Annotated in this window: 21 protein-coding genes and 3 tRNA genes; 13 read left to right on the forward strand and 11 right to left on the reverse strand. The window is 37.5% G+C overall.

The annotated features are described in order from the left end of the window. Positions 1-34 precede the first annotated feature (34 nt). Positions 35-111, reverse strand: a tRNA-Asp gene (locus PAND9192_RS17395). A gap of 40 nt (positions 112-151) precedes the next feature. Further along, positions 152-242 (reverse strand) — tRNA-Ser (locus tag PAND9192_RS17400). Between the two features lie 600 nt (positions 243-842). On the opposite strand from PAND9192_RS17400, the gene PAND9192_RS17405 reads away from it, so the two are divergent. The 3 genes from PAND9192_RS17405 (at position 843) to PAND9192_RS17415 (ending at position 3,643) form a co-directional block, all read left to right on the forward strand. Further along, on the forward strand, positions 843-2,273 hold the full coding sequence (locus tag PAND9192_RS17405) for a sodium-dependent transporter (RefSeq protein WP_087854760.1): 1,431 nt from the start codon (positions 843-845) through the stop codon (positions 2,271-2,273). A gap of 630 nt (positions 2,274-2,903) precedes the next feature. Continuing rightward, positions 2,904-3,257, forward strand: coding sequence for a hypothetical protein (locus PAND9192_RS17410; RefSeq protein ID WP_065177110.1), 354 nt, complete (start codon positions 2,904-2,906; stop codon positions 3,255-3,257). A 35-nt stretch (positions 3,258-3,292) separates the two neighbouring features. After that, positions 3,293-3,643, forward strand: coding sequence for a hypothetical protein (locus tag PAND9192_RS17415; protein ID WP_087854761.1), 351 nt, complete (start codon positions 3,293-3,295; stop codon positions 3,641-3,643). Between the two features lie 239 nt (positions 3,644-3,882). Here the strand turns inward: PAND9192_RS17415 and PAND9192_RS17420 are convergent, their stop codons facing one another. Beyond that, the gene (locus PAND9192_RS17420; RefSeq protein WP_087854762.1) at positions 3,883-4,476 is read right to left on the reverse strand and encodes a hypothetical protein; all 594 of its coding nucleotides are present in this window, start codon (positions 4,474-4,476) and stop codon (positions 3,883-3,885) included. A 404-nt stretch (positions 4,477-4,880) separates the two neighbouring features. Further along, a tRNA-Ser gene (locus tag PAND9192_RS17425) sits at positions 4,881-4,971 on the reverse strand. Positions 4,972-5,175: 204 nt separating this feature from the next. Here PAND9192_RS17425 and PAND9192_RS17430 point away from each other — a divergent pair. The 3 genes from PAND9192_RS17430 (at position 5,176) to PAND9192_RS17440 (ending at position 7,250) form a co-directional block, all read left to right on the forward strand. Continuing rightward, positions 5,176-5,883: an SDR family oxidoreductase gene (locus PAND9192_RS17430; RefSeq protein ID WP_087854763.1), complete on the forward strand. Its 708-nt coding sequence runs from the start codon at positions 5,176-5,178 to the stop codon at positions 5,881-5,883. A 116-nt stretch (positions 5,884-5,999) separates the two neighbouring features. Next, positions 6,000-6,884: a DMT family transporter gene (locus tag PAND9192_RS17435; RefSeq protein ID WP_087854764.1), complete on the forward strand. Its 885-nt coding sequence runs from the start codon at positions 6,000-6,002 to the stop codon at positions 6,882-6,884. A gap of 111 nt (positions 6,885-6,995) precedes the next feature. After that, positions 6,996-7,250, forward strand: coding sequence for a hypothetical protein (locus PAND9192_RS17440; protein WP_087821720.1), 255 nt, complete (start codon positions 6,996-6,998; stop codon positions 7,248-7,250). Between the two features lie 66 nt (positions 7,251-7,316). On the opposite strand, the gene PAND9192_RS17445 is transcribed toward PAND9192_RS17440, so the two are convergent. From PAND9192_RS17445 to PAND9192_RS17465, 5 genes are all read right to left on the reverse strand, one after another. Next, a complete protein-coding gene (locus PAND9192_RS17445; RefSeq protein WP_087854765.1) occupies positions 7,317-8,360 on the reverse strand; it encodes a histone deacetylase family protein in 1,044 nt (347 codons plus the stop codon). Further along, positions 8,360-9,391: an extracellular solute-binding protein gene (locus PAND9192_RS17450; protein ID WP_087854766.1), complete on the reverse strand. Its 1,032-nt coding sequence runs from the start codon at positions 9,389-9,391 to the stop codon at positions 8,360-8,362. Before PAND9192_RS17450 ends, PAND9192_RS17445 begins: the two co-directional genes overlap by 1 nt. Before the next feature lie 214 nt (positions 9,392-9,605). Further along, on the reverse strand, positions 9,606-11,543 hold the full coding sequence (locus PAND9192_RS17455) for a monovalent cation:proton antiporter-2 (CPA2) family protein (RefSeq protein ID WP_087854767.1): 1,938 nt from the start codon (positions 11,541-11,543) through the stop codon (positions 9,606-9,608). 2 nt (positions 11,544-11,545) lie between these two features. Further along, positions 11,546-12,163 carry an NAD(P)H-dependent oxidoreductase gene (locus PAND9192_RS17460; RefSeq protein WP_087821724.1) on the reverse strand — a complete coding sequence of 206 codons (618 nt, stop codon included), beginning with the start codon at positions 12,161-12,163 and terminating at the stop codon, positions 11,546-11,548. 106 nt (positions 12,164-12,269) lie between these two features. After that, positions 12,270-13,217 (reverse strand): AraC family transcriptional regulator, encoded by a 948-nt coding sequence (locus PAND9192_RS17465; protein WP_234999195.1) that lies wholly within the window; start codon positions 13,215-13,217, stop codon positions 12,270-12,272. Positions 13,218-13,439: 222 nt separating this feature from the next. Here PAND9192_RS17465 and PAND9192_RS17470 point away from each other — a divergent pair, with 222 nt between their 5' ends. From PAND9192_RS17470 to PAND9192_RS17485, 3 genes are all read left to right on the forward strand, one after another. Further along, on the forward strand, positions 13,440-14,591 hold the full coding sequence (locus PAND9192_RS17470) for an iron-containing alcohol dehydrogenase (RefSeq protein ID WP_087854768.1): 1,152 nt from the start codon (positions 13,440-13,442) through the stop codon (positions 14,589-14,591). Positions 14,592-14,755: 164 nt separating this feature from the next. Then, complete coding sequence (locus PAND9192_RS17475) at positions 14,756-15,544, forward strand: phytanoyl-CoA dioxygenase family protein (RefSeq protein WP_087854769.1); 789 nt, start codon at positions 14,756-14,758, stop codon at positions 15,542-15,544. A gap of 220 nt (positions 15,545-15,764) precedes the next feature. After that, complete coding sequence (locus tag PAND9192_RS17485) at positions 15,765-16,142, forward strand: hypothetical protein (protein WP_087854771.1); 378 nt, start codon at positions 15,765-15,767, stop codon at positions 16,140-16,142. A gap of 150 nt (positions 16,143-16,292) precedes the next feature. Here the strand turns inward: PAND9192_RS17485 and PAND9192_RS17490 are convergent, their stop codons facing one another. Further along, positions 16,293-16,760 carry a GNAT family N-acetyltransferase gene (locus tag PAND9192_RS17490; RefSeq protein WP_087854772.1) on the reverse strand — a complete coding sequence of 156 codons (468 nt, stop codon included), beginning with the start codon at positions 16,758-16,760 and terminating at the stop codon, positions 16,293-16,295. An 11-nt stretch (positions 16,761-16,771) separates the two neighbouring features. After that, positions 16,772-17,260 (reverse strand): lipopolysaccharide transport periplasmic protein LptA, encoded by a 489-nt coding sequence (lptA, locus tag PAND9192_RS17495; RefSeq protein WP_087854773.1) that lies wholly within the window; start codon positions 17,258-17,260, stop codon positions 16,772-16,774. Positions 17,261-17,546: 286 nt separating this feature from the next. Here lptA and PAND9192_RS17500 point away from each other — a divergent pair, with 286 nt between their 5' ends. The 4 genes from PAND9192_RS17500 (at position 17,547) to PAND9192_RS17515 (ending at position 20,964) form a co-directional block, all read left to right on the forward strand. Continuing rightward, positions 17,547-18,596 (forward strand): HlyD family secretion protein, encoded by a 1,050-nt coding sequence (locus PAND9192_RS17500; protein ID WP_087854774.1) that lies wholly within the window; start codon positions 17,547-17,549, stop codon positions 18,594-18,596. Between the two features lie 13 nt (positions 18,597-18,609). Next, positions 18,610-19,596, forward strand: a complete 987-nt coding sequence (locus PAND9192_RS17505; protein WP_087854775.1) for a DUF2955 domain-containing protein — start codon at positions 18,610-18,612, stop codon at positions 19,594-19,596. Next, complete coding sequence (locus PAND9192_RS17510) at positions 19,596-20,060, forward strand: MarR family winged helix-turn-helix transcriptional regulator (protein WP_087854776.1); 465 nt, start codon at positions 19,596-19,598, stop codon at positions 20,058-20,060. Before PAND9192_RS17505 ends, PAND9192_RS17510 begins: the two co-directional genes overlap by 1 nt. Positions 20,061-20,295: 235 nt before the next feature. Beyond that, positions 20,296-20,964, forward strand: coding sequence for a DUF1007 family protein (locus PAND9192_RS17515; protein WP_234999197.1), 669 nt, complete (start codon positions 20,296-20,298; stop codon positions 20,962-20,964). The last annotated feature ends 1 nt before the right edge of the window (position 20,965 follow it).

The following is a 20,965-nucleotide window of genomic DNA, read 5'->3' on the forward strand; positions in this document are numbered from 1 at the left end:
TAGCATGTTAATAAATAACACTATGTCTTTATGTTGGCGGAGCGGACGGGACTCGAACCCGCGACCCCCGGCGTGACAGGCCGGTATTCTAACCAACTGAACTACCGCTCCAATTCTTTACGAAACTCGATTAAATCAAATCTCTAGAATTTGGCGGAGAGATAGGGATTTGAACCCTAGATACGCTATAAACGTATGCCGGTTTTCAAGACCGGTGCTTTCAACCACTCAGCCATCTCTCCAATGCCGTGAATAATATAGTCGAGAACGGTGACTGTAAAGTAATAATATTCAAAAAATCACCAACTGCATTTTTATCAACCAATACACACTAAAAACAACCAAAACATGATCAATAAAACATCACTCATACACTTTTATTACAAGTAACCGTTATTACAACTATAATGACGACAACATGCCTACCTTATACCCTCATAAAAATATATAAAACAGCATAACCACCTATATATCACTTCTATAACGATAAACTATGTTGTTTACAACAATATCAAGTGAAATCCTTGTCTACATAACATAACAAACACTTTAGCATTTTATGCTACTTATAGAACTTTCCAAATAACAACTCAACACACTGATTAATAAATATATTTATTATCACTTCATGATAACACACTACTGTTAAAGTCTACCTTAATGTAATTTTTCATTTAAAAGCAATTAAATACATGATAAAAAGTAGTTAACATATTTAACATTTCTATATCTTTACACGCACAAACATTCAACCTTTATCTTGTTCTCTTAAATAATTATGCGCTGTAAATATATTATCTATTAAAAATCAAACGTTTTTATTTATAAACACAGGATTACGTATGGATACAACATCATCAACAACCCCTAATCGAGGGACATGGAGTTCAAAGATTGGCTTCGTGATGGCAGCAGCAGGATCTGCTGTAGGTTTAGGTAACATTTGGAAATTCCCTTACACCGCAGGTGAGAATGGCGGCGGTGCATTCGTTTCTATATATCTGTTATTTGTTATCGTGATTGGCTTTAGTGTGATGCTGACAGAATTTGCTGTTGGCCGAAAAACAGGACTATCAGCAGTCGGAGCATTTAAAACAACAGATCGTCGCTGGACTTTTGTCGGTATTCTAGGGGTACTTAGTGGGCTATTAATCATGGGCTTCTACCCTGTTGTCGGAGGCTGGGCCATTGCCTATATCTATAAAGTTTCTACTGGACTATTAAGTCAACCCGACGCGATTGGTGACAGTTTTAGCGGATTTATTGCTAACCCTCTGCAACCTCTATTTTGGATGGGACTATATCTCTTCTTTAATATTTTAGTAGTTATGCGCGGTGTCTCTGGCGGTATTGAGAAAGCCGGTAAAGTGTTAATGCCACTGTTATTTATCATTTTAATGATTGTATCAATCAAAGGATTAATGTTACCTGGTGCAATGGCAGGATTAGAGTTCTTGTTTAAGCCCGATTTTTCAAAAATTGATAGTTCCGTTGTATTAGCTGCATTAGGACAAGCGTTCTTCTCATTAAGCCTCGGTATGGGCTGTATGCTGACTTATGGTAGTTACCTACGCAAGCAAGAAAACCTTGTACAAACAACAGCAATGGTTACCGCAATGGATACAAGTGTCGCACTACTTGCTGGTATCGCAATGTTCCCTGCCATGTTTGCTTTTGGTATGGAACCATCTGCGGGCCCAGGTTTAGTGTTTGTCGTAGTACCACAACTGTTTGCCGAAATGGGTGAAATTGGCTTAGTACTCGCTATTTTGTTCTTTATCGGACTCAGTGTGGCAGCACTCACATCGTCAGTATCATTACTTGAAGTTGTTGTTGCTTACTTAATTGATGAAAAAGGCTTTAGTCGTATAACTGCGGTATTAACAGCCAGTGGTGTAATGGCACTACTGTGTATCTTAGCGTCTTTATCTATTGGTGGATTTGGTCCAACTCTATTCCATACTGGTGCTTTTGATATTTTTGATTTGTTAACCGATAAAATCTTCCTTGCCATTGGCGGTATGTTGGTATGTTTATTTGCTGGCTGGCGTTTAGATCGCAGTGAATTGAAAAAAGAAATCACAAATGACGGCAAGGTTTCATTCCCACTATTCAATGTGTGGTATATGTTAATCAAATATATCATTCCAGTGGCTATCGCAATTGTTGCTATTGCTGGCGTTAAAGCAGGCTTTGATAGTAATAAAGGTGAGATTATGATCCTTGGTTTAATTATCATTGGTTTGTGTGGGGTTTTCTCAAAGAAACTCTAAATATCATAAACATATAATCCTCTTGCCGCTGATTATTATCAGCGGCTTTTTTTATTGTCTAAATAAGTCATTTTTTAGATCCTTGTTGCCATTTGTGGTTACAGGTACACTCTGCTAATCATTAACATTATGCTCATAAGGGATTATCCATGAAAAATATTATCGCATTTATCTTATTAGGAATGGTTGTAACTGGCTGTGCTGGATCTCAAGGTACTACGATTCAAACCCATGGCAGTATTGAAGCAAGGCAAAGTATTAATTAATCATAATTCGCCTTACTGCTCGAGTAAGGCGATACAAGTGGCGCTTACTGTAATACTCATTGCTTGACTAAATAAGCTAAAATGTCCTTATATTGATGTTTTTCGTCTCTATATTGACATATTACTATTATACAAACCCTCTATAATGTCCTCATTCTAAATACACCACAAACGATAAACCACATCAAAATACTTATTAATATTAAGTATTTTCATCACAGTTAATATATTTAATTTTTTTTATAGCATTATTAATATCAGCGTAAAAACGCATTAATACCGACAGTTAAATAAAATAAATAATGACTGCTTTTATTTTCCTCTATGAACATAGTTTAATCTAATGAAACACAGAGAATCTTATATGAATATTAAGCAACACCTATTTTTATTATCGATAGCTATCCCAACATTTATTACTGGCTGCAGCAGTCCAATGACATGGGCTGATAGTTATATGACTCAAAAAGCCAATTTCCTTTTTGAGCAACAAGGATACACCTTAACGGATAATACTAAATGTGAATTATCTCCTCAAAAGAAAGGCAAATATAAATCCTATATTAGATGTACTGGTACTACCGATAATGGTCGTCCTATTTCTCTTAAAGGCGGTCAATTAAGACACTCAGACCGACATGGTTATAAACAACATTACATCGGAAAAGTTTCTGGAAGAAAAGTCTTTGTTGATCATGGTGATGGCTTTGGACACTAAATTAACGACACAACACACTATTTAAGAGAATCACTATGAATAAAATGATGACACTTTTGGTAGCATCTGTATGCCTACTCTCACCTTTATCTGCATCAGCAAAACATATATCAAATAAAGAATATTGTGGCTCAATAATCGCAGCCTATACTGATACGGCACGCAAGAAAGTTATATTTAAAGATAAATCGCAGCAACATTACCTTTTTAAAGTAGATAAAAAAATTTATGAGTGTACCCATAAAAAAAAGAATAAATTTAAATTAAAAAGATACCATCAGAATCATTGGCTTAAGCACTCATTTACAGCCTATCGTCATCATCAACACATTGTCGTTTTTGTCGGTAATAACAAACACACTTTTAAAGATAATAAGGTGTGGTAATGAGTCGTTTATTTATTCGTTTTTGCGTGATGATAACCACAGTCGTCTTATTACAAGGTTGTGTTTTTATACCCGATCATCCCCATGGGTATTATAAACACGATCATTGGTGCAAACATTGTTATAAACACAAGCACAAACATGGGCACAAGCGTTAATACACTTTCTGGTTTAACAGTGCCAAAATAACTAAACCATTAAAATGTTATAAACCGAGCCAAGACTCGGTTTATATTTTATTAGATTGCTCTCAATTCATTGAAATGCTGCTTTAACTTATTTAAAAAATATAGCCGTTCATCAGCTGTTCCATGATCGAGAACGTTATAAGCTTCCTGTAATAATGCTAATTCACTACCATTATTTTCAGCAACCGTTAATTCCTTAGCCTCTTTAGCTAGTATTAATTGTGTTCGTTCTGATAACACCATTAAATCAATTGATAATCCAGCTAACGACAGTAACTTCCGCCAAGCCGTATACGGTATTTGCTGATCGCGACTACTACCAAGCCAGCTATTAAGGGTTCTATTACCTTTTGCTGTCACCCCTAGTTGAATCGATATCTCTGTTTTAGATACTCCAAGGGTTTCAACTAAATAATTTACAACACATTGAACTTGCTGTTTAGTTGGCGCTATATAATTGTTATCCGTAATTGATAATAAACACTCACTGTCAGGATTGATTACCTCACAGCCAACCATAAACATTTTTTTTATATGAGCATCAGCAGTAACACGTAACATATCCATATATTCAACGCGAGTACAATGTTTATCAAAATCACTAAAAAGCTCTTTGATTGTAAAATACTGAATTTTGTCTTCCATTTATGTTTTATCTTCCATTGAGTAATAAAGGCTAACATCATTAATAGTAGTCATAAGATATAACAGATTAAACAAAAAATACTTACCCTCGTCATAATTAGTGACATTACATGAGCAAGATCTCATTCAAAAAAGCCAAAAAACATAGGACAGCCATATCTTTCCTTATAAAAATTAAAACAATTCACTGATGTCTTTTAGGCTCGATCATACGTTAAGTTGATCACGGATATTAGGCTGAGTGGATGACAATATCTAAGCAAAAAATTATGGGTGTCCACTACTTCTTTCTACTTCTTTGGAACACTTCGAACCAGCAAGTACCGCGGGGAAAATGGAATAGAATGATAAACCATTTGGTTCAAACGTAAAAAAGCCGCTATAAATAGCGGCTTTTTAATATGTGGCGGAGAGATAGGGATTTGAACCCTAGATACGCTATAAACGTATGCCGGTTTTCAAGACCGGTGCTTTCAACCACTCAGCCATCTCTCCATGCGGCGTATAATATAGAGGACGGTGTTTTATGTAAAGTACTTATTCCCATACAGCATTCAACTGCACAGTTATAATACTACTTTAACGGTAATTGTATGTTTTATCATAGATCCAACCTTATAATTGGTACGCTATAATGCTATTTAATGATCACTGGTAAACCCCATTGAATCGCTATGACACAATTTCAAGGAGGAGATAATGAAAGCACTCATTGTTGGAGGCTCTGGAGCTATTGGACTTGCAGTTATCAAGCAGTTATTACAGTTTAAACCCCACACGCATATCCATGCGACATATTTTCGCCACCAGCCCAATTATCAGCACCCACAACTACATTGGCATGCGCTGGATATTACTATTGAAGCAGATATTGCTAAGCTTGCAGCCCAATTAACCCAACTTGATGTGCTGATCAATGCCGCTGGCGTGCTCCATACTGCTGAGCATTTACCTGAAAAATCCATTCAACAGTTTGATGTCGATTTTTTCCAAACTAATATTCAAACAAATACCTTACCAACATTATTACTTGCTAAGCACTTTATGGCATCATTAAAAACTTCACCGCGTAGTTATTTTGTCACGATCTCAGCCAAAGTCGGCAGTATTGAGGATAATAAATTAGGTGGTTGGATCAGCTATCGCAGCTCTAAAACGGCATTAAATATGGCAATTAAAACCATCAGTATTGAATGGCAAACAAAATTACCTTACTGCTGTGTGGTTGCCTTTCATCCTGGCACTACTGACAGTGCTTTGTCTCAGCCCTTTCAACGCAATGTTGCTTCACATAAACTATTTACACCACAATATACTGCGCAATGTTTATTAAATATTTTATCGACGTTAACCCCTAAAAATAGCGGTCAATTTTTAAGTTATAGCGGCGACACCATTGCTTGGTAAAGATCCACTAGCGACATCAACATCAAACCATATTATATTATTATACTTCACGCTAAATTCATCATAACATGCTGATTTATTCGTGCTGTTCGCTGCTATTTATTTCGGTAGGTATAATGAAAAACCGTTCTGTTGGCTTTGCAATGACCATTTTAATTATTGGTAATTTAGTGGCAGTGCTTTCTGATGCTTTAATTAAAACCATGGGTAAAGATGCGGCTGTATTTCAGTTTGTATTTTTTCGCCAATTGTCAGCGGTGATCATCTTACTGCCTTTTTGTTTACGTGCGACCAAACAAAGCTTTTTAATTGGCTTAAAATGGCATTGTGTACGCGCACATGTATGGTTATTAGGTGCGGTATTTATGGTGATCTCATTAAGCACACTGCCGCTGGCCACTGCGAACGCTATTTTCTATGCTGCCCCCTTGATCATGCTTCCGCTCGCCATGGTGATGTATGGTGAAAAGCTAACCCGTTATTCTGTCGCCGCAGGTATTATTGGCTTTGCGGGTGTATTAGTTATTGTACGCCCAACCGACATTAGTTGGGCTGCTTTTGGTGCATTAGTGGTTGCCTTTACCATTGCCGTTAATAACCTTTTTATTCGTAAACTCCCGACCGAGCAGAGTGTTGCTCAGACCTTATTGCTGACGAACTTAATCGGTATGCCAGCATCACTGATGTTAGCACTATGGGAAAATAAACCCTGGGACTGGTCGCCACTGATTACAGCATCAGGCTCAAGTGCATTAATTTTGGTATATGCGGCAACGTGTGTCGTCGCTTACCGTGCTGCTGAAAGTAATAAAATAGCCAGTGCGGAATACAGTGGATTAATTGGTGCGGTTATCGTGGGCTATTTATTGTTTAATGAAGTGCCTGATATCACCACTTTAATGGGAACAGTGATGATCATAGCGCCACTATTATGGTTAGCCAAAGTTGAATCAAAACAGCATAAAAAAGATTCAATTCAAGCGATTGCAGTTAATGAATAATACAATCTTTCATTGCAGAAGTTGCTGCATACAAAATCTATAACTCAGCATATGCTATTTTTAGCCACAGAGAAAATGTGACTTTAGCGTTACTTACATAGGATATTTGTAATGAAAAAAGCACTTAAAATTAATAATATTTACGTCAATATGGAAACTATTGTTGCCTTTGATCTCAATTATAAAATTGATGGTAACCGTGCACTTTATTTACTAACTAACTGCACTGAGCTACCTTTTTTAGAGATTGAAGTTGATGATATTAACTTTGAAAAGTGCAGCGATTATCAAGCACAAAAAGTTTCTTCTACCGAATTTATTCGTATTAAACGCGAGTTATGTGTTTATATGGGGATCACGTTGTAAATAAAAAAAGCGATAACCATTAGGCTATCGCTTATATCCATTTTCGATGTACAGCCTAATAAGCAATTATGCTAACGCTTTATTGAAACCATCAAGCACTGCTACCGTATTATGACCTAAGTCATCAACCGCATAGCCACCTTCAAATACAAATAATGTTGGAATATTTAATAAACCAATCATCCAGCCGATCTTTGTATAATCATTACGTAGCAACTTAAAATAACTGATCGGATCGTCTGCAAAAGTATCCATACCTAATGAAATAATTAATGCTTGTGGCTGATATTCCGCAATACGAGCCAATGCAGTTACTAAAGCAGGCTCATACACTGACCAATCGGTTGTATTAAGCGGTAACGGCAAATTGAGATTAAAGCCAAGGCCTTCACCTTCACCCTCTTCATCAGCAAAGCCAAGATAATGCGGATAATCGTAATCTGGATCACCATGAATCGATGCGAATAATACATCGCTACGATCATAGAAAATACTCTGAGTACCATTACCGTGGTGATAATCAATATCTAATACTGCTACGCGCTTTGCCCCTTGGCGAATAAAGCTTTCCGCTGCAATTGCGGCATTATTTGCGTAACAATAGCCACCCATTAAATCTGGCGCAGCATGGTGACCTGGTGGTCGACATAACGCAAACGCAGCATGCTCGCCTTGTTTGATTAAATCTACCCCTGTTAATGCACATTCTGTCGCAGCGACAATGGCTTTCCAAGAACCCGCAGTGATCGCAGCTGTCATATCGAAACTGTAATAACCTAAACGTCCTTCGATATCTTTTGGAATACGGTTACGTAAATGGCGGGCAGGTGCAAAACAGTATGGTGAGGCATCATGCACATCACCAAACGCTTCAACCCATTGATCCCAACAACTTGCTAGAAAATCAACGTAATCATCCGTATGTACCCAACGCATCGGTGCATCACCGTAGCTATTAGGCTCCACCATCGTAAAACCACCATGACTATTAAGTGCATTAAGCACCATGTCAGCACGCTCTGGTTTTTCAAAACATGGCGTTGCTTCACCATTTAAAAATTCAAAACGTACATGATGTAAACGTTGTTTTTCCGTGTAGATAACTTTCATTATTTCTTCAACTCCATCCAATAGCGCTGATAAATAGCTGTCGCTTCACCAACATCAGCCAAAAATTGACCTTTCTGTTTAATCGCTTTGGTTGGGAAAATGATCTCACTATTACGAATATTATCTGGAAGGTTATTTAATGCCTCTAAATTAGGCGTCGCATAACCAATTTCAGTTACAATCTTGGCTTGATTTTCAGGCTTTAATAAGAAATTAATGAACTGATAGGCGGCATCTTTCTGTTTACTTGCAGCAGGGATCACCATGTTATCCATCCAGAAAATAGTGCCTTCTTGTGGATAAGCAAATTTAAGGGCTGGATTTTCATTTGCAGCACGCACAGCAGTACCGTTCCATTGCATTCCCACTGACACTTCCCCCGCAATATACGGAATATGCGGTGCATCTGAATTAAATAATGCGACATTGGGTATTAAAGTGGTTAGTGTTTCATAAGCCTGTTTAATTTCAGCCGCATCACGACTATTAACACTATGACCATTCATGATCAATGCCATACCAAACACATCACGTGGATCGTCAGTTAATAATACGTTGCCTTTAAACTCAGGCTTCCATAAATCTTTCCACTGAGTAATTTGCTTACCGTCAATGATATCGCTGTCGTAACCTAACGCCGTACTACCCCATAAATAAGGGATTGAATATTGATTATTAGGATCAAAAGGCTGATTTAAAATCGTAACATCTAACTGAGAAAACGCCGTGATCTTGCTGTGTTCAAGTTTCGCTAATAAACCTTCATCAGCCATTTTAGAAACATAGTAGGTTGATGGAAATACTAAATCATACCCTTTACCATCGATCATTTTGATCTTGGTATACATCGTTTCGTTACTTTCAAACGTTGAATAGTTAACCTTGATATCAGTTTCTTTGGTAAATTGTGACAGTAATTCTGTCGGCAGATATTCTGACCAATTATAAATATTTAATGTGGTATCAGCGAGAGCTGGTTGGGCAACGAAAGAGCTAAGTAAAAGCGATGCAAGTAGATTCTTTTTAAACATTTCACCTATTACCAATATTCAAATAAAGCTCGATATAAGCTTTGATTATTGACAATAACATAAATATTTTTAGTCAGTAATTTAGAAATTGTATGCAAATGCTACACAAATATAATAACTGTAATAAAAAAAAAGACGCTACTGATTAAACAGTTAGCGTCTTATTAACTTGGTTTTAGTTCTTACTTCTGCTCAACAATAACCCACAGAGCGTTTAGTTATTTTTGTCAGCCTTCATTTGTTCAGCTTCTTCAATAAAGTTTTTAGGTGGCGGCGTCCACCCTCGTTCTGATTTAGTATGCTTATCAGTGCGTTCTTGCTTCATTGCCTCTCCTAGCGTTTGTTCTAACTGCATGAACAATTCAACATAAGAGCTGTTAAAGCGATCTTCTTCAGTACTATCACGCCATGTTTGGTATAACAGATCTTTACTTTTTGCTTCTGTTTCAACAAACATTGCTTTTTGCTGTTCCGCCCTAAAGGGATGTACACCTAGCTCTTTTAAAGCTTGAGCACCCATTGCTAACGCTGAACGGTAAGTTTCACTGATCACATAATCAGCACCTGCACAACGCAATGAATAATGATGACCACGATCATAAGCACGCGCTAATACCCGTACATGTGGATACGTTTGCTTAATATAATGCACAAGCTCTGTCGCACGCTCTTGATCGTCAATCGCTACTACAAATACTTTTGCATCTTCAATACCCGCAGTATGTAATAAATCATGTCGAGTCGCGTCACCAAAATAGCTCTTAATATCAATCTGGCGCATATTATCAATTTGAGTTACGGAATGGTCGAGTACCACCGTTTTCATACCATTAGCACTTAATAAGCGGTTAACTATTTGACCAAAACGACCAATACCAGCAATAATAACTTTACCTTGCTCGTCTATTTCATCCGCTTCTCGATCATTTTTAGCAGCACTGAATCGCGGTAAAATAACTTTATCAAATAATATAAATAACCCCGGGGTTAAGAACATAGATAATGCAACGACCAGTGACAACGTTTGGCCTAATTCAGCAGGTAATACGTTATTTTGAACGGTGTAATTTAACAATACAAAACCAAACTCACCCGCTTGAGCCAAACTAAGTGCAAACAACCATTTATCACTGCCTTTAACTTTAAATACAAAAGCTAAAATTAATAGCACCAATGCCTTAATCAGCATAACGCCCAGCGTTAACCCAATAATAAGACCAAATTGATCAAACAAAATATTAAAGTTAATCCCCGCACCAACGGTTATAAAAAATAGTCCCAGTAATAATCCTTTAAACGGTTCAATGTTTGATTCAAGCTCATGGCGGAACTCACTGTTTGCCAGTACTACACCGGCAAGGAAAGTACCTAACGCCGGCGATAATCCGATTAAACTCATTAATGCTGCAATACCAATAACTAACATTAATGCTGTTGCTGTAAATATCTCACGCAATCCAGAAGCGGCGACAAAACGAAATAATGGACGACTTAAATAATGACCACCAACCACCACACCTGCAATCGCAAGGATCACCACAATCGCGTATCCCCAACCGGGTAAACCAGCAACTAAACTAAGATCATCATGATGTTCAGCGGCAGCAGCAACTGTTGTTTGCGCTTTTTCAACTAATTCAGGTAATGCCAATAAAGGAATTAATGCCAACATTGGAATAACGGCAATATCTTGAAATAACAGGACTGAAAACGCACTTTTTCCGCCTTCAGTTTTACTTAAGCCTTTCTCATTAAACGTTTGCAATACAATGGCTGTTGATGACAGTGAGAAAATCAGACCAATTGCTAATGCATAAGTCCAACCAACACCGAGTGCACTTGCGATCCCCATAACCACTGCAGTGGTCACAACCACTTGCAGACCACCTAAGCCCAATAAACGATGACGCATGCCCCACAGCATTTTAGGTTCAAGTTCTAGGCCGACGATAAACAGCATCATAACTACGCCAAATTCAGCAAAATGCTGAATAGTGGTCGTTTCACTGCCAACCAATCCAATTACAGGGCCAATAACGACACCGGCAATTAAATAACCCAGTACAGAACCAAGCCCAAACCGTTTTGCAATGGGTACCGCAATAACTGCCGCGACTAAATAGATAAAAGCTTGTAAAAATATGCCTGTCATGACTACTCCGTGATCACACTATCAAGACTATGGTTTAATTTTGATAATTTGCTCGCGACATCATAATTGAGTTTATTATCAGCAATAGCAACTAGCACGCGTCGCCAGTTTTCTAAATGTTTAGTGACACGTTGTTCTTCCGTTGCCGTTCCTGCACCAAACAAAGCAAATGGTGCTAAAAACTCCATCCCGGTTAACTCCGCCATTTGTTCTAACGGTTGTAATAGCTCACGAATCGTAAAATGGTTAAAACCTTCTTTACGGTAGCTTGATTCAGAGCCACCAGCGGTCAGTGCACAAAGAAACTTTTTGCCTTGTAACGCTGTGCCCTCACTGCCATAAGCAAAACCGTATTCCAACACTAAATCTTGCCATTCTTTTAATAGCGACGGTGTGGAGTACCAATACAATGGGAACATAAACACAATCACATCGTGGTCACGTAAACGTTGCTGTTCTTTATCAATATCAATACGGTATCTAGGGTATTCCGCGTATAAATCGACAGTAGTGACATGATCGAAACCTTTTGATGCATTAAACAATGGCACATTGATTTCAGAACGATTTTGCGATGGGTGCGCAAACAGGATCAGAATTTTTTTATGAGGCTCAGACATTATTTTCCTTATTATTTTCGTCTTATTATGATGGCTAATATGTTGTTAAAACGATTTTTATATAAATTCGCTTCAATTGCACATTATTTCATTCCATTGAAACATATTACCGAATAAATCCAGTTTGTTCATGAATTTTACTTGGTGGTAAGCCAAAATAACGTTTAAATTCACGACTAAATTGAGTTGGACTTTCATATCCAACTTGCCCTGCTGCAACATTAGCAGCCATTCCTTGTTGCAGCATTAATGTTTTAGCATTATTTAAGCGTATTTTTTTAATATATTGCAGCGGAGGATCGGTCACGACTTGCTTAAAAACTTTATGAAATACCGACACACTCATTCCCGCCATCGCCGCTAATTCATGCACATGTAATTTAGTCGCATAATGCTGTTGTACATAATCAATGACTGCTGAAATTTTCGCTAATACACTGTCTTGTTCACAATACTGCGCCAATAAATAACCTTGCTCGCTGTGTAATAAATAATAAAACAACTGTCGTATTAAAGATGGACCAATCACTTGTGCATCAAGAGGATCGTGCAATACTTCTAATAACTGTTCGACACTACGATACATGCGTTCAGTCATTTGTGCTGTTGCCACACCACAACTACCTTCATAATCAAAACGGCTATGCTGCTGGGCTTCAATCATTGCGACTAACTGACCAATTACTATAATATCAAAGTCAATATTGATCCCCATTAATGGCTGATCATGTGAGGCAAAGGTTTCACAAACAATCGGATAAGGGGTAGTCACTAATAAACACCGCTGTGGATCATAATTAAATTGGTGTTGATTTAAGTGACCAATTTTTCGCCCTTGAAGAATAATAACAATACCTTGCTCATACATTTGCGGGCTATATTTGCGATAACCATCAATTCTAAACAACCTTATTCCTGCTAAACAGGTATCTACTCGACCAGATCGTTGTGCTAACCCATAATATTCACATAATGAGGTCGCAAGCGTAGTTAATACTGCCGGTATCACAACAGGCAGATTAACAGTTGAATATTGAATGTTCTCTATCTTCACGCGATTGGTCCATAATTTGGTTTCATTTACCTTAGCAGACCATTGTCACAAATCAATCATCAACTTCGTCAATAAAAGAGAAATAGGCAAGTATTAAAGAGAATTATGTATTAAGTGAAACTGTATAATCACCTAGACTGTAGCTATCAAAGCTACTTAATCTTTGATAAAACAAAATCATTATAATAATCAGCATCAGCTTGCTGCTGAGAGGAAAAAACAATGGACAAATTTACCTATCAAAGCCCTACAAAAATTCATTTTGGTGAAGGTCAAATTGCTGAAATTGCCAATGACATTCCTAAAGATAAAAAAATCTTAGTGATTTATGGTGGCGGTTCAATCAAAACCAACGGTGTATATGAGCAAGTTGCCGCCGCACTTAGTGGTTTTAATTGGGACGAATTTGCAGGCGTTGAGCCAAACCCACAATATGACACTTTGATGCAAGCTGTTGCTAAAGTAAAAGCAGAAGGTTTTGACTTCCTACTTGCTGTTGGCGGTGGTTCTGTGGTTGATGGTACTAAATTTATTGCAGCTGCAGCTTGTTATGAAGGTAGCGATCCATGGGAAATTTTGCATGACCAAGCGCCTGTGATTACTGCGCTGCCTATTGGTTGCGTATTAACACTACCTGCAACAGGTTCTGAAACTAACGGCGGTTCTGTGGTTTCTCGTGGTAAAGACAAATTATTCTTTGGCTCACCACTAGTAAAACCGACTTTTGCTATTTTAGATCCACAAACCACATTAAGCTTATCACCACGCCAAGTGTCTAACGGTGTAGTGGATGCTTTTGTTCATACCATGGAGCAATACCTAACCTTCCCTGTAAATGCAAAGGTTCAAGATCGCTTTGCTGAAGGTCTATTGCTTACACTTATCGAAGAAGGTCCAAAAGCCCTTGCGACCCCAAATGATATCGCTGTTCGCGCTAATATCATGTGGTCGGCAACACAAGCATTGAATGGTTTAATTGGTGTCGGTGTACCACAAGATTGGACAACGCATATGATTGGCCATGAGTTAACTGGTAACTATGCTATCGATCATGCGCGTACATTAAGTATTGTACTACCAGCGGTAATGCAGGTTTGTCGCACAGAGAAACAAGCTAAATTAGTTCAATATGCAGAGCGTGTATTTGGTATTACCACCGGCACAGCTGACGAGCGTATTGATGCCGCTATTGCTCGCACTATTGCTTTCTTTAAAGAGATGGATGTCCCAACTTCATTGGCAGATGTTGAATTAGGCGCCGCAGATATTGATGTGCTTATCAACAGCCTTGAGAAACACGGTATGACCGCATTAGGCGAACACGGTAAACTGACGATTGCAGATAGCCGTAAGATTTTAGAGACTGCATTATAATCATCACCTAATGATAATTTGATACATATAGAGGCTAGGTATTTCATTATACCTAGCCTTTTTTATTGATAATATTAATTGCTTGGTTGAATGATACCTATCTGGCATTATGCGCCAAACAATACCGTGATCTGTCAACGGTACCAAGAGCATGAAGGTAATCTGTGGTAGAAAATAGCCAACAATTAAGTAACAGTTACGACAAAGATGGTTACTTTGTTATTAGAAATTATTTTGATGGTGCTCAAATTGCATCATTGAGAAAAGTCGTTTTAAAATTCCATGAATTATGGAAAGCAGACAATAAAGAATTCTATCAAGAAGAAGCGTTTAACTCATCATTAATTACAGGCAGCGAGTATTTAGCTATCGACGATAGAACGGTACTTTTTAACTTCATCAGCTCAAAAAAAATCATGCAAGTAGTCGATGCAGTAATACCTAATAACCCTGCATTTATGAATACACAGCTATTTTTTAACCCTGTTAATCCACAACAAAAAGACTTTTGGCATCGCGACTGTCAATATGACTATGACATTGATGATCAAATGCGAATCATCCTTGAAACGCAAGTGCTGCATCTTCGTATACCTTTGTTTGATGAACCCGGCATGGAAATAATCCCCGGCACCCACAAACGATGGGATAATGAAGAAGAATATAATGTTCGCCAAGAAGTTAATGGCAAACTCAGCAATGATAGCATCTCTGGCGGTAAACAAATTGCACTCGCTGCAGGTGATTTATTAGTCTTCTCTGCCGATATGATCCACCGCGGTCTATACGGATTAGATCGTTTAGCGTTAGATATTTTAATCTTTGATTCAGCGGCAGACTATGTCGATTACGTCGATGATGATTGCTTACCTACTCCATCGATACTTAATAATATTGCTGATCCAAGATTATTTATAAACACGCTACAGCTAAAATCAATGGCGTGTGCTTAATCAATATACATCCTAATTCCAAAAGCGAAGTATTGTGTTATACCTCGCTTTTTGGGGATAGCCATATGTTTATCCTCTCGTAAGAATTTCAGCTTATTTATATAACTGTCTATATAGTACAAGTAAATCTCCACCAAGAAATATATGGTTACAATATGCAACTTTATCAATAATATTTTTTCTATAGAATCACGCGACTTATTATTCACCTAATTGCGTTATGAAAGCTCTATCTAAATCCAAAAAATATTTTATTATTAGTTTAATTCTTACTCTCATTATGGGTTGTACAACAAAAAACAACTTTTATACAGGGGATGATGATTTAGAGGTAAATGAAGACTTTAGTGTCATTAATACTATTCTACTACCAGTCGCAATTTTAGGAGTAGTTGCGATCGCTTATGGTGCAAGTCAAGGCTCATCAAATAACTCAAACAGTTACTCATCCTCTTGTACTGGTCCATATTGTAATGAAAATGCCGCATGGGATTATCTTCCAGGAAGTGCACAATACCGTTGTCGCGCTACAAGTAACGGACAATTTGTAAATAGCTCCTACTGTTCTTATCAATATAAGCAAGATAATTGGTCTTAATGTTTAATATTACTTTTCCGCTAACGGTCTTTACCTGTTAGCGGAAAACTGATTTGGACAGCCATATGTTTATATTTAAAATAAAGCCCCTATCATTTAATAAATAATAGGGGCTTTATTAACTAAATCGTTGTTTAAAACCAGTGATAATTAAGCCGTGGTTTTAAAACATTGGCGGGTTACATCACCCCAATATTCATCGTGATAAATATCTTCTACAAATTCATTGTTTGTATAAGCACCAATCGCGCGTCGCCAAAAAGCAATCGCATTATCAGCCCCTGCAATTTGCTTGCTCTGCCATAAGCCTGGCATCATATCAAATAGAATATGGGCAAAGCGCTGGCCAGCTTTGTGCTGACGGAATACAGGCACAACGTAAAAATCACACACTTCGTAATGATCAACACTTTCGTTAGCAATTGCCGCTAACCCAGCAGGCCGACCATCGATATACAATAAATAGCCAGTAACGTTGCCTTCAATCGGCGTATCTAAAGCAAACTTACCCTCTTCATCAGGTAATTTTTTGGTCAATGGCGAAAACTCAGCTTCATAAGCTTGAGTTAAATTTAGATAAATCGCTAAATTACTTGAATTAACAGTTACTAATTCCACAATCATTCCTTTTACTTTGTTTCTGGTAATAACTTGGTTTTCACTTGCTGAGACTTAGTCCCTGTTGCCTTCATAAATTGTGCTTTAAGATTATAGCTGATCTCATTGGCACGAATCGTATTGCCATCCTGCACAATTTTAGCATTTTGTTTTAAGACCATCATACTACTTGATGGCGTATAAATACCGTAACCAGACTCACCGTTGATCACTTTGCCATCTTTCATTACTCGCTTGAAGTAAGCGGGCTTGCCATAAACTTCAATAGTTTTTAATTCTTTGGTTTTACCATTTAGTTTAATGATTGCTTTATCTGCTTTGATGGTGACACCACCCTGCACAATATCAACTTTGCCGATCAACGTGGTGGTATTATTTTCAACATCCACATTTTGAGTAACTGATGATAACTCTATCGGTAACTTTGTGTCTGCTGTATCGGCAAAGACAGAGGTACTTAAAAGTAAGAGTAAACTTGCAGTAAATAACTGTTTTTTCATTATGTATTGTTCTCATCAATTGCTGCTAATTTTGTCACGATCATACCAATGAATAGAAAGTTAACCATTACTTCAAATCTAAATCACTAAATATATCGCTCATAATTATATTCTAACTGATTTTTGAATTTTTATCTTAAAGCTATTTTTTGACATGATCTTACTTATCTGTACCACTGAATAGATCTTATTAAATCATAGCGTTATAAATTCGTTTGTTTTTTTGTTGCCAGTACAACAAAGTGGGTGTAAATTAACCCCACTTTGTTGTATAGGTAACAAAAAAATGAAAGAGAAAATCTATCAATATATTATTTATGTCGTTCTGACGATCGTCGGCTGTTTTTCGCTGTTTTTACTTATTAGTGATAACGTGGCACCTTTTACCACTCAATCAACTTTATACCGTGCTGTTGCTAATATTTCACCGCAAGTATCAGGAGTTATTACACATGTTGATGTTAAAAATGGACAAACAGTCAACAAAGGACAACAATTGTTTACGATTGACTCAACCCCTTATGCACTCACTGTCCGTCAAGCACAAGCAGATTTAGCTCAGGCTGATCAAAACTATAGCGCGCAAACGCAGCAATTAGCGACTGCAAATCAATTATTGAAACAGCGCCAACTACAATCACATAACGCTGCAACATCACTGAATCGGTTTAAAAAACTGATTAATAAAGGCTTAGTAACACAACAACAATTTGATGATGCACAAACGCAAGCCGCAGTAGCAAAAAGCGCTTATCAAGCCGCTAAGACCGATGTTTTACGTATAAAAGCACTGCTTAACGGAAAAACGAATAATGCAGCAGTAGCATTAGCACAAGCTAAACTCGCTCAAGCCCAATTGGATCTCGCGCATACGACGGTGATAGCACAAACAAGTGGCACTATTACTAATTTACAATTACAAGCAGGTAGTTATATAACGAAAGGTACGCCCGCTTTATTTATTGTTAATCAAAACAATGCTTGGCTCAGTGCTGATTTTAATGAAAAAGGCATGGCACACCTTCAACCACAGCAACCAGTATATATTGCTTTTGATGCGCTACCTGGACAGGTTTTTAATGGCACCATCAGCAGCCAAGATCGGGCTGAATTTGATGCGGAAAATCCAAATAATCAACTGTCGACTGTAACAAACGATAAGCATTGGATCCGTGAGCTGCAAAAAATTCGGACTCGAATTCAGGTTAACGATCTTGATTCAGCTCTAATTTCAGGTGCCCGTGCGAGCGTTATGGTTCAAAGTGATAATCCAATCATCAATACCATTGTCAAAGTATGGATAAAATTAGTCGCGCTGTTTCACTATGTTTATTAAATGGTAGCTTGTCATGAAGTTGAGTAAAAATGAAGTTAATGGTGCGCTGCGTATTGCACTAACTATCACAATTTGTATGCTCATTGGTAAACTTGCGAATTTTGCTTCCCCAGTTTATTTTGCTCTTTACCCGACTATTTTGATGACCAAAGGCCGTCAGTTTTCATGGTCTGGTATCGCTACGATGTTTTTACCAACCTTTTTTGCAGCAAGTGCAGCTGTGGTAATCAGTAATCTCTTTAGTGATCATCCGTTTATTATTTGGACCATTAGTTTATTCTTTTTTGATTTTATGCGCCGCCGTGCAACGACTCCAGCCAAATTAAATCAATTATTAATGCCGACATTTAATTGGATATTAATCATTATTTTTGCACAGCATACCGACATGAATATGCCAATGAGGATCCATGAAATATTATTAGCTATGGTGATCACTGCTTGCGTTGCAAAAACCATGATATGGCTGCTGCCTGTTATACAGCCCAAACAACCAATACCACCGATGCCGACACTAACTATTAGTTATAAACATCGCTTTATTACTCTTACATTATTAGGCATCAGCGTCGGTTTTTTAATGATGGTAGATTTAATATCTGCAACGTTTTGCTTGGTTCCTGTCATTGCGGCAGCAACTCAAATAAATCGAACTAACTATATTAAGACCATAAAATTACGGTTTATCACTCAAGTTAGCGGCTGTATGATCGCACTAATTTTTTCAGTGCTCATGCTTGGCCATCAAAATATTATTTCTTACTATGCCATTATTCTCGGTGGACTTATCTTTGGATTAGCACTAATGATGACATCCAGTAAAGGCATTGATCGTGATATTCATGCTGATGCGATTTTAGCTACGGTATTGCCGATCCAACTCTATATTGGTAACAGTGCTCTAAATTTCAACAGTACTTTTTTACGTGGCTGGGAACTCGCAGTGACTTTAGGTATATTATATTTGATTCATTTATTACGTTTACCAAAGAGAGCCTAATGCAACCAGTAGTGACCAATATACCAGAATTGGATAATAGTTTGAGCTTTACGCTTGGGCTCACTTATAAACAATTTAGAACTATCGCTAATCAATCATTAAATACCCAATTTGATATCACACTTGAAATGCTCGGCGCACTACGAGTACTCGATCATTTAGGTGAGATCCCTCAACAGGCGGTCGCAGAAGCATTACAGCGTGAACGTTCTGTCACTAAACGATTAATCGATAATTGCATTAAACGTGATTTGATTACAGTTAAAAAAAGTGAACACAATAAAAAAGCCCGTTATTTAGCTCTTACTTCCAAAGGATCACAGGTTAAACTACAAGCAGATATTACGATAAAAACAATAACTGCAGATTATTATGCGCCGCTAAATCAACAAGAACAGCAACAATTATTGTCTCTTTGCCAGCGACTCATCAAACCTGACTTTATTTTAGACGGCAATAATTGATCGTCACTCTTCCAATAATGAGCTGCTAATAAATACTCATTTAGCAGCTCAATTTCGCAATATTCTTTATTTAAACTATCAATCAAGCTTCGGTTTAAATTTCAATTCAAAATACGCGATAATCAGTTATTGTTCACCTAGATCAATCAATAGCTCTATGTTATAACATTACATTTTCAGAGCTAATTATCCCCTTACTGTTTGCACTCATCACATGATGAATATGGAGTTTTACATGCGCAGGAATATCCTTTGCGGTTTTATGTTATCAATTGCTGCGTTATCACCAATAACCAGTCAAGCACATCCTCATTCATGGATTGATATGAAGACCTATATTGAAGGAAGTAATAATCAAATCACAGGGTTTAAAATGGTGTGGACATTTGATGCCATGACCACCGCTTATATGCTTGATGGCGAAGATATGTCACCGAAGAATAAACAAAAAACCTTGAAAAACATTGCTGCATCAGTGATGGAAAACATGAAAAACGCGCATTATTTTACTTATTTCTATGATAACGAAACCCCAATTAAATACCATATTCCAGCGGGCGGTGAATTAATAAAACCGCGAGCAAAAGCGACGCTAACATTTGAGCTTCCATTGGCAAGACCGAAAACAGTCACCAAAGATTCACTTAAATTGTTAATCTTTGAACCAAGTTATTATGTCGATATGTCATGGGGTAACAAAAGTGACATTGTACTGTCACCTGAATTAGCCAAAACCTGTAGCTTTAAACTTATCGAGCCACATCCAACCCCCGAACAAGTTACGTATGCAATGTCGATTCCTGCCGATGAAAGCCCTGATCCTGATGATAAATTAGGTCAGGTATTTACCCAAACAGTTAAACTGTACTGCAATGTCGACAATGCCTTGCCTTCCACTAAATAGC

The sequence above is a fragment of the Photobacterium andalusiense genome (genome assembly GCF_900185625.1).
Taxonomy (GTDB): Bacteria; Pseudomonadota; Gammaproteobacteria; order Enterobacterales; family Vibrionaceae; genus Photobacterium; species Photobacterium aquimaris.

What these genes read in the sequence shown, in the direction of transcription:
- PAND9192_RS17405 (WP_087854760.1), top strand. Translation starts at nt 843, where the DNA reads ATGGATACAACATCATCAACAACCCCTAATCGAGGGACATGGAGTTCA.
- PAND9192_RS17410 (WP_065177110.1), top strand. Translation starts at nt 2,904, where the DNA reads ATGAATATTAAGCAACACCTATTTTTATTATCGATAGCTATCCCAACA.
- PAND9192_RS17415 (WP_087854761.1), top strand. Translation starts at nt 3,293, where the DNA reads ATGAATAAAATGATGACACTTTTGGTAGCATCTGTATGCCTACTCTCA.
- PAND9192_RS17420 (WP_087854762.1), bottom strand. Translation starts at nt 4,476, where the DNA reads ATGGAAGACAAAATTCAGTATTTTACAATCAAAGAGCTTTTTAGTGAT.
- PAND9192_RS17430 (WP_087854763.1), top strand. Translation starts at nt 5,176, where the DNA reads ATGAAAGCACTCATTGTTGGAGGCTCTGGAGCTATTGGACTTGCAGTT.
- PAND9192_RS17435 (WP_087854764.1), top strand. Translation starts at nt 6,000, where the DNA reads ATGAAAAACCGTTCTGTTGGCTTTGCAATGACCATTTTAATTATTGGT.
- PAND9192_RS17440 (WP_087821720.1), top strand. Translation starts at nt 6,996, where the DNA reads ATGAAAAAAGCACTTAAAATTAATAATATTTACGTCAATATGGAAACT.
- PAND9192_RS17445 (WP_087854765.1), bottom strand. Translation starts at nt 8,360, where the DNA reads ATGAAAGTTATCTACACGGAAAAACAACGTTTACATCATGTACGTTTT.
- PAND9192_RS17450 (WP_087854766.1), bottom strand. Translation starts at nt 9,391, where the DNA reads ATGTTTAAAAAGAATCTACTTGCATCGCTTTTACTTAGCTCTTTCGTT.
- PAND9192_RS17455 (WP_087854767.1), bottom strand. Translation starts at nt 11,543, where the DNA reads ATGACAGGCATATTTTTACAAGCTTTTATCTATTTAGTCGCGGCAGTT.
- PAND9192_RS17460 (WP_087821724.1), bottom strand. Translation starts at nt 12,163, where the DNA reads ATGTCTGAGCCTCATAAAAAAATTCTGATCCTGTTTGCGCACCCATCG.
- PAND9192_RS17470 (WP_087854768.1), top strand. Translation starts at nt 13,440, where the DNA reads ATGGACAAATTTACCTATCAAAGCCCTACAAAAATTCATTTTGGTGAA.
- PAND9192_RS17485 (WP_087854771.1), top strand. Translation starts at nt 15,765, where the DNA reads ATGAAAGCTCTATCTAAATCCAAAAAATATTTTATTATTAGTTTAATT.
- lptA (WP_087854773.1), bottom strand. Translation starts at nt 17,260, where the DNA reads ATGAAAAAACAGTTATTTACTGCAAGTTTACTCTTACTTTTAAGTACC.
- PAND9192_RS17500 (WP_087854774.1), top strand. Translation starts at nt 17,547, where the DNA reads ATGAAAGAGAAAATCTATCAATATATTATTTATGTCGTTCTGACGATC.
- PAND9192_RS17505 (WP_087854775.1), top strand. Translation starts at nt 18,610, where the DNA reads ATGAAGTTGAGTAAAAATGAAGTTAATGGTGCGCTGCGTATTGCACTA.
- PAND9192_RS17510 (WP_087854776.1), top strand. Translation starts at nt 19,596, where the DNA reads ATGCAACCAGTAGTGACCAATATACCAGAATTGGATAATAGTTTGAGC.
- PAND9192_RS17515 (WP_234999197.1), top strand. Translation starts at nt 20,296, where the DNA reads ATGCGCAGGAATATCCTTTGCGGTTTTATGTTATCAATTGCTGCGTTA.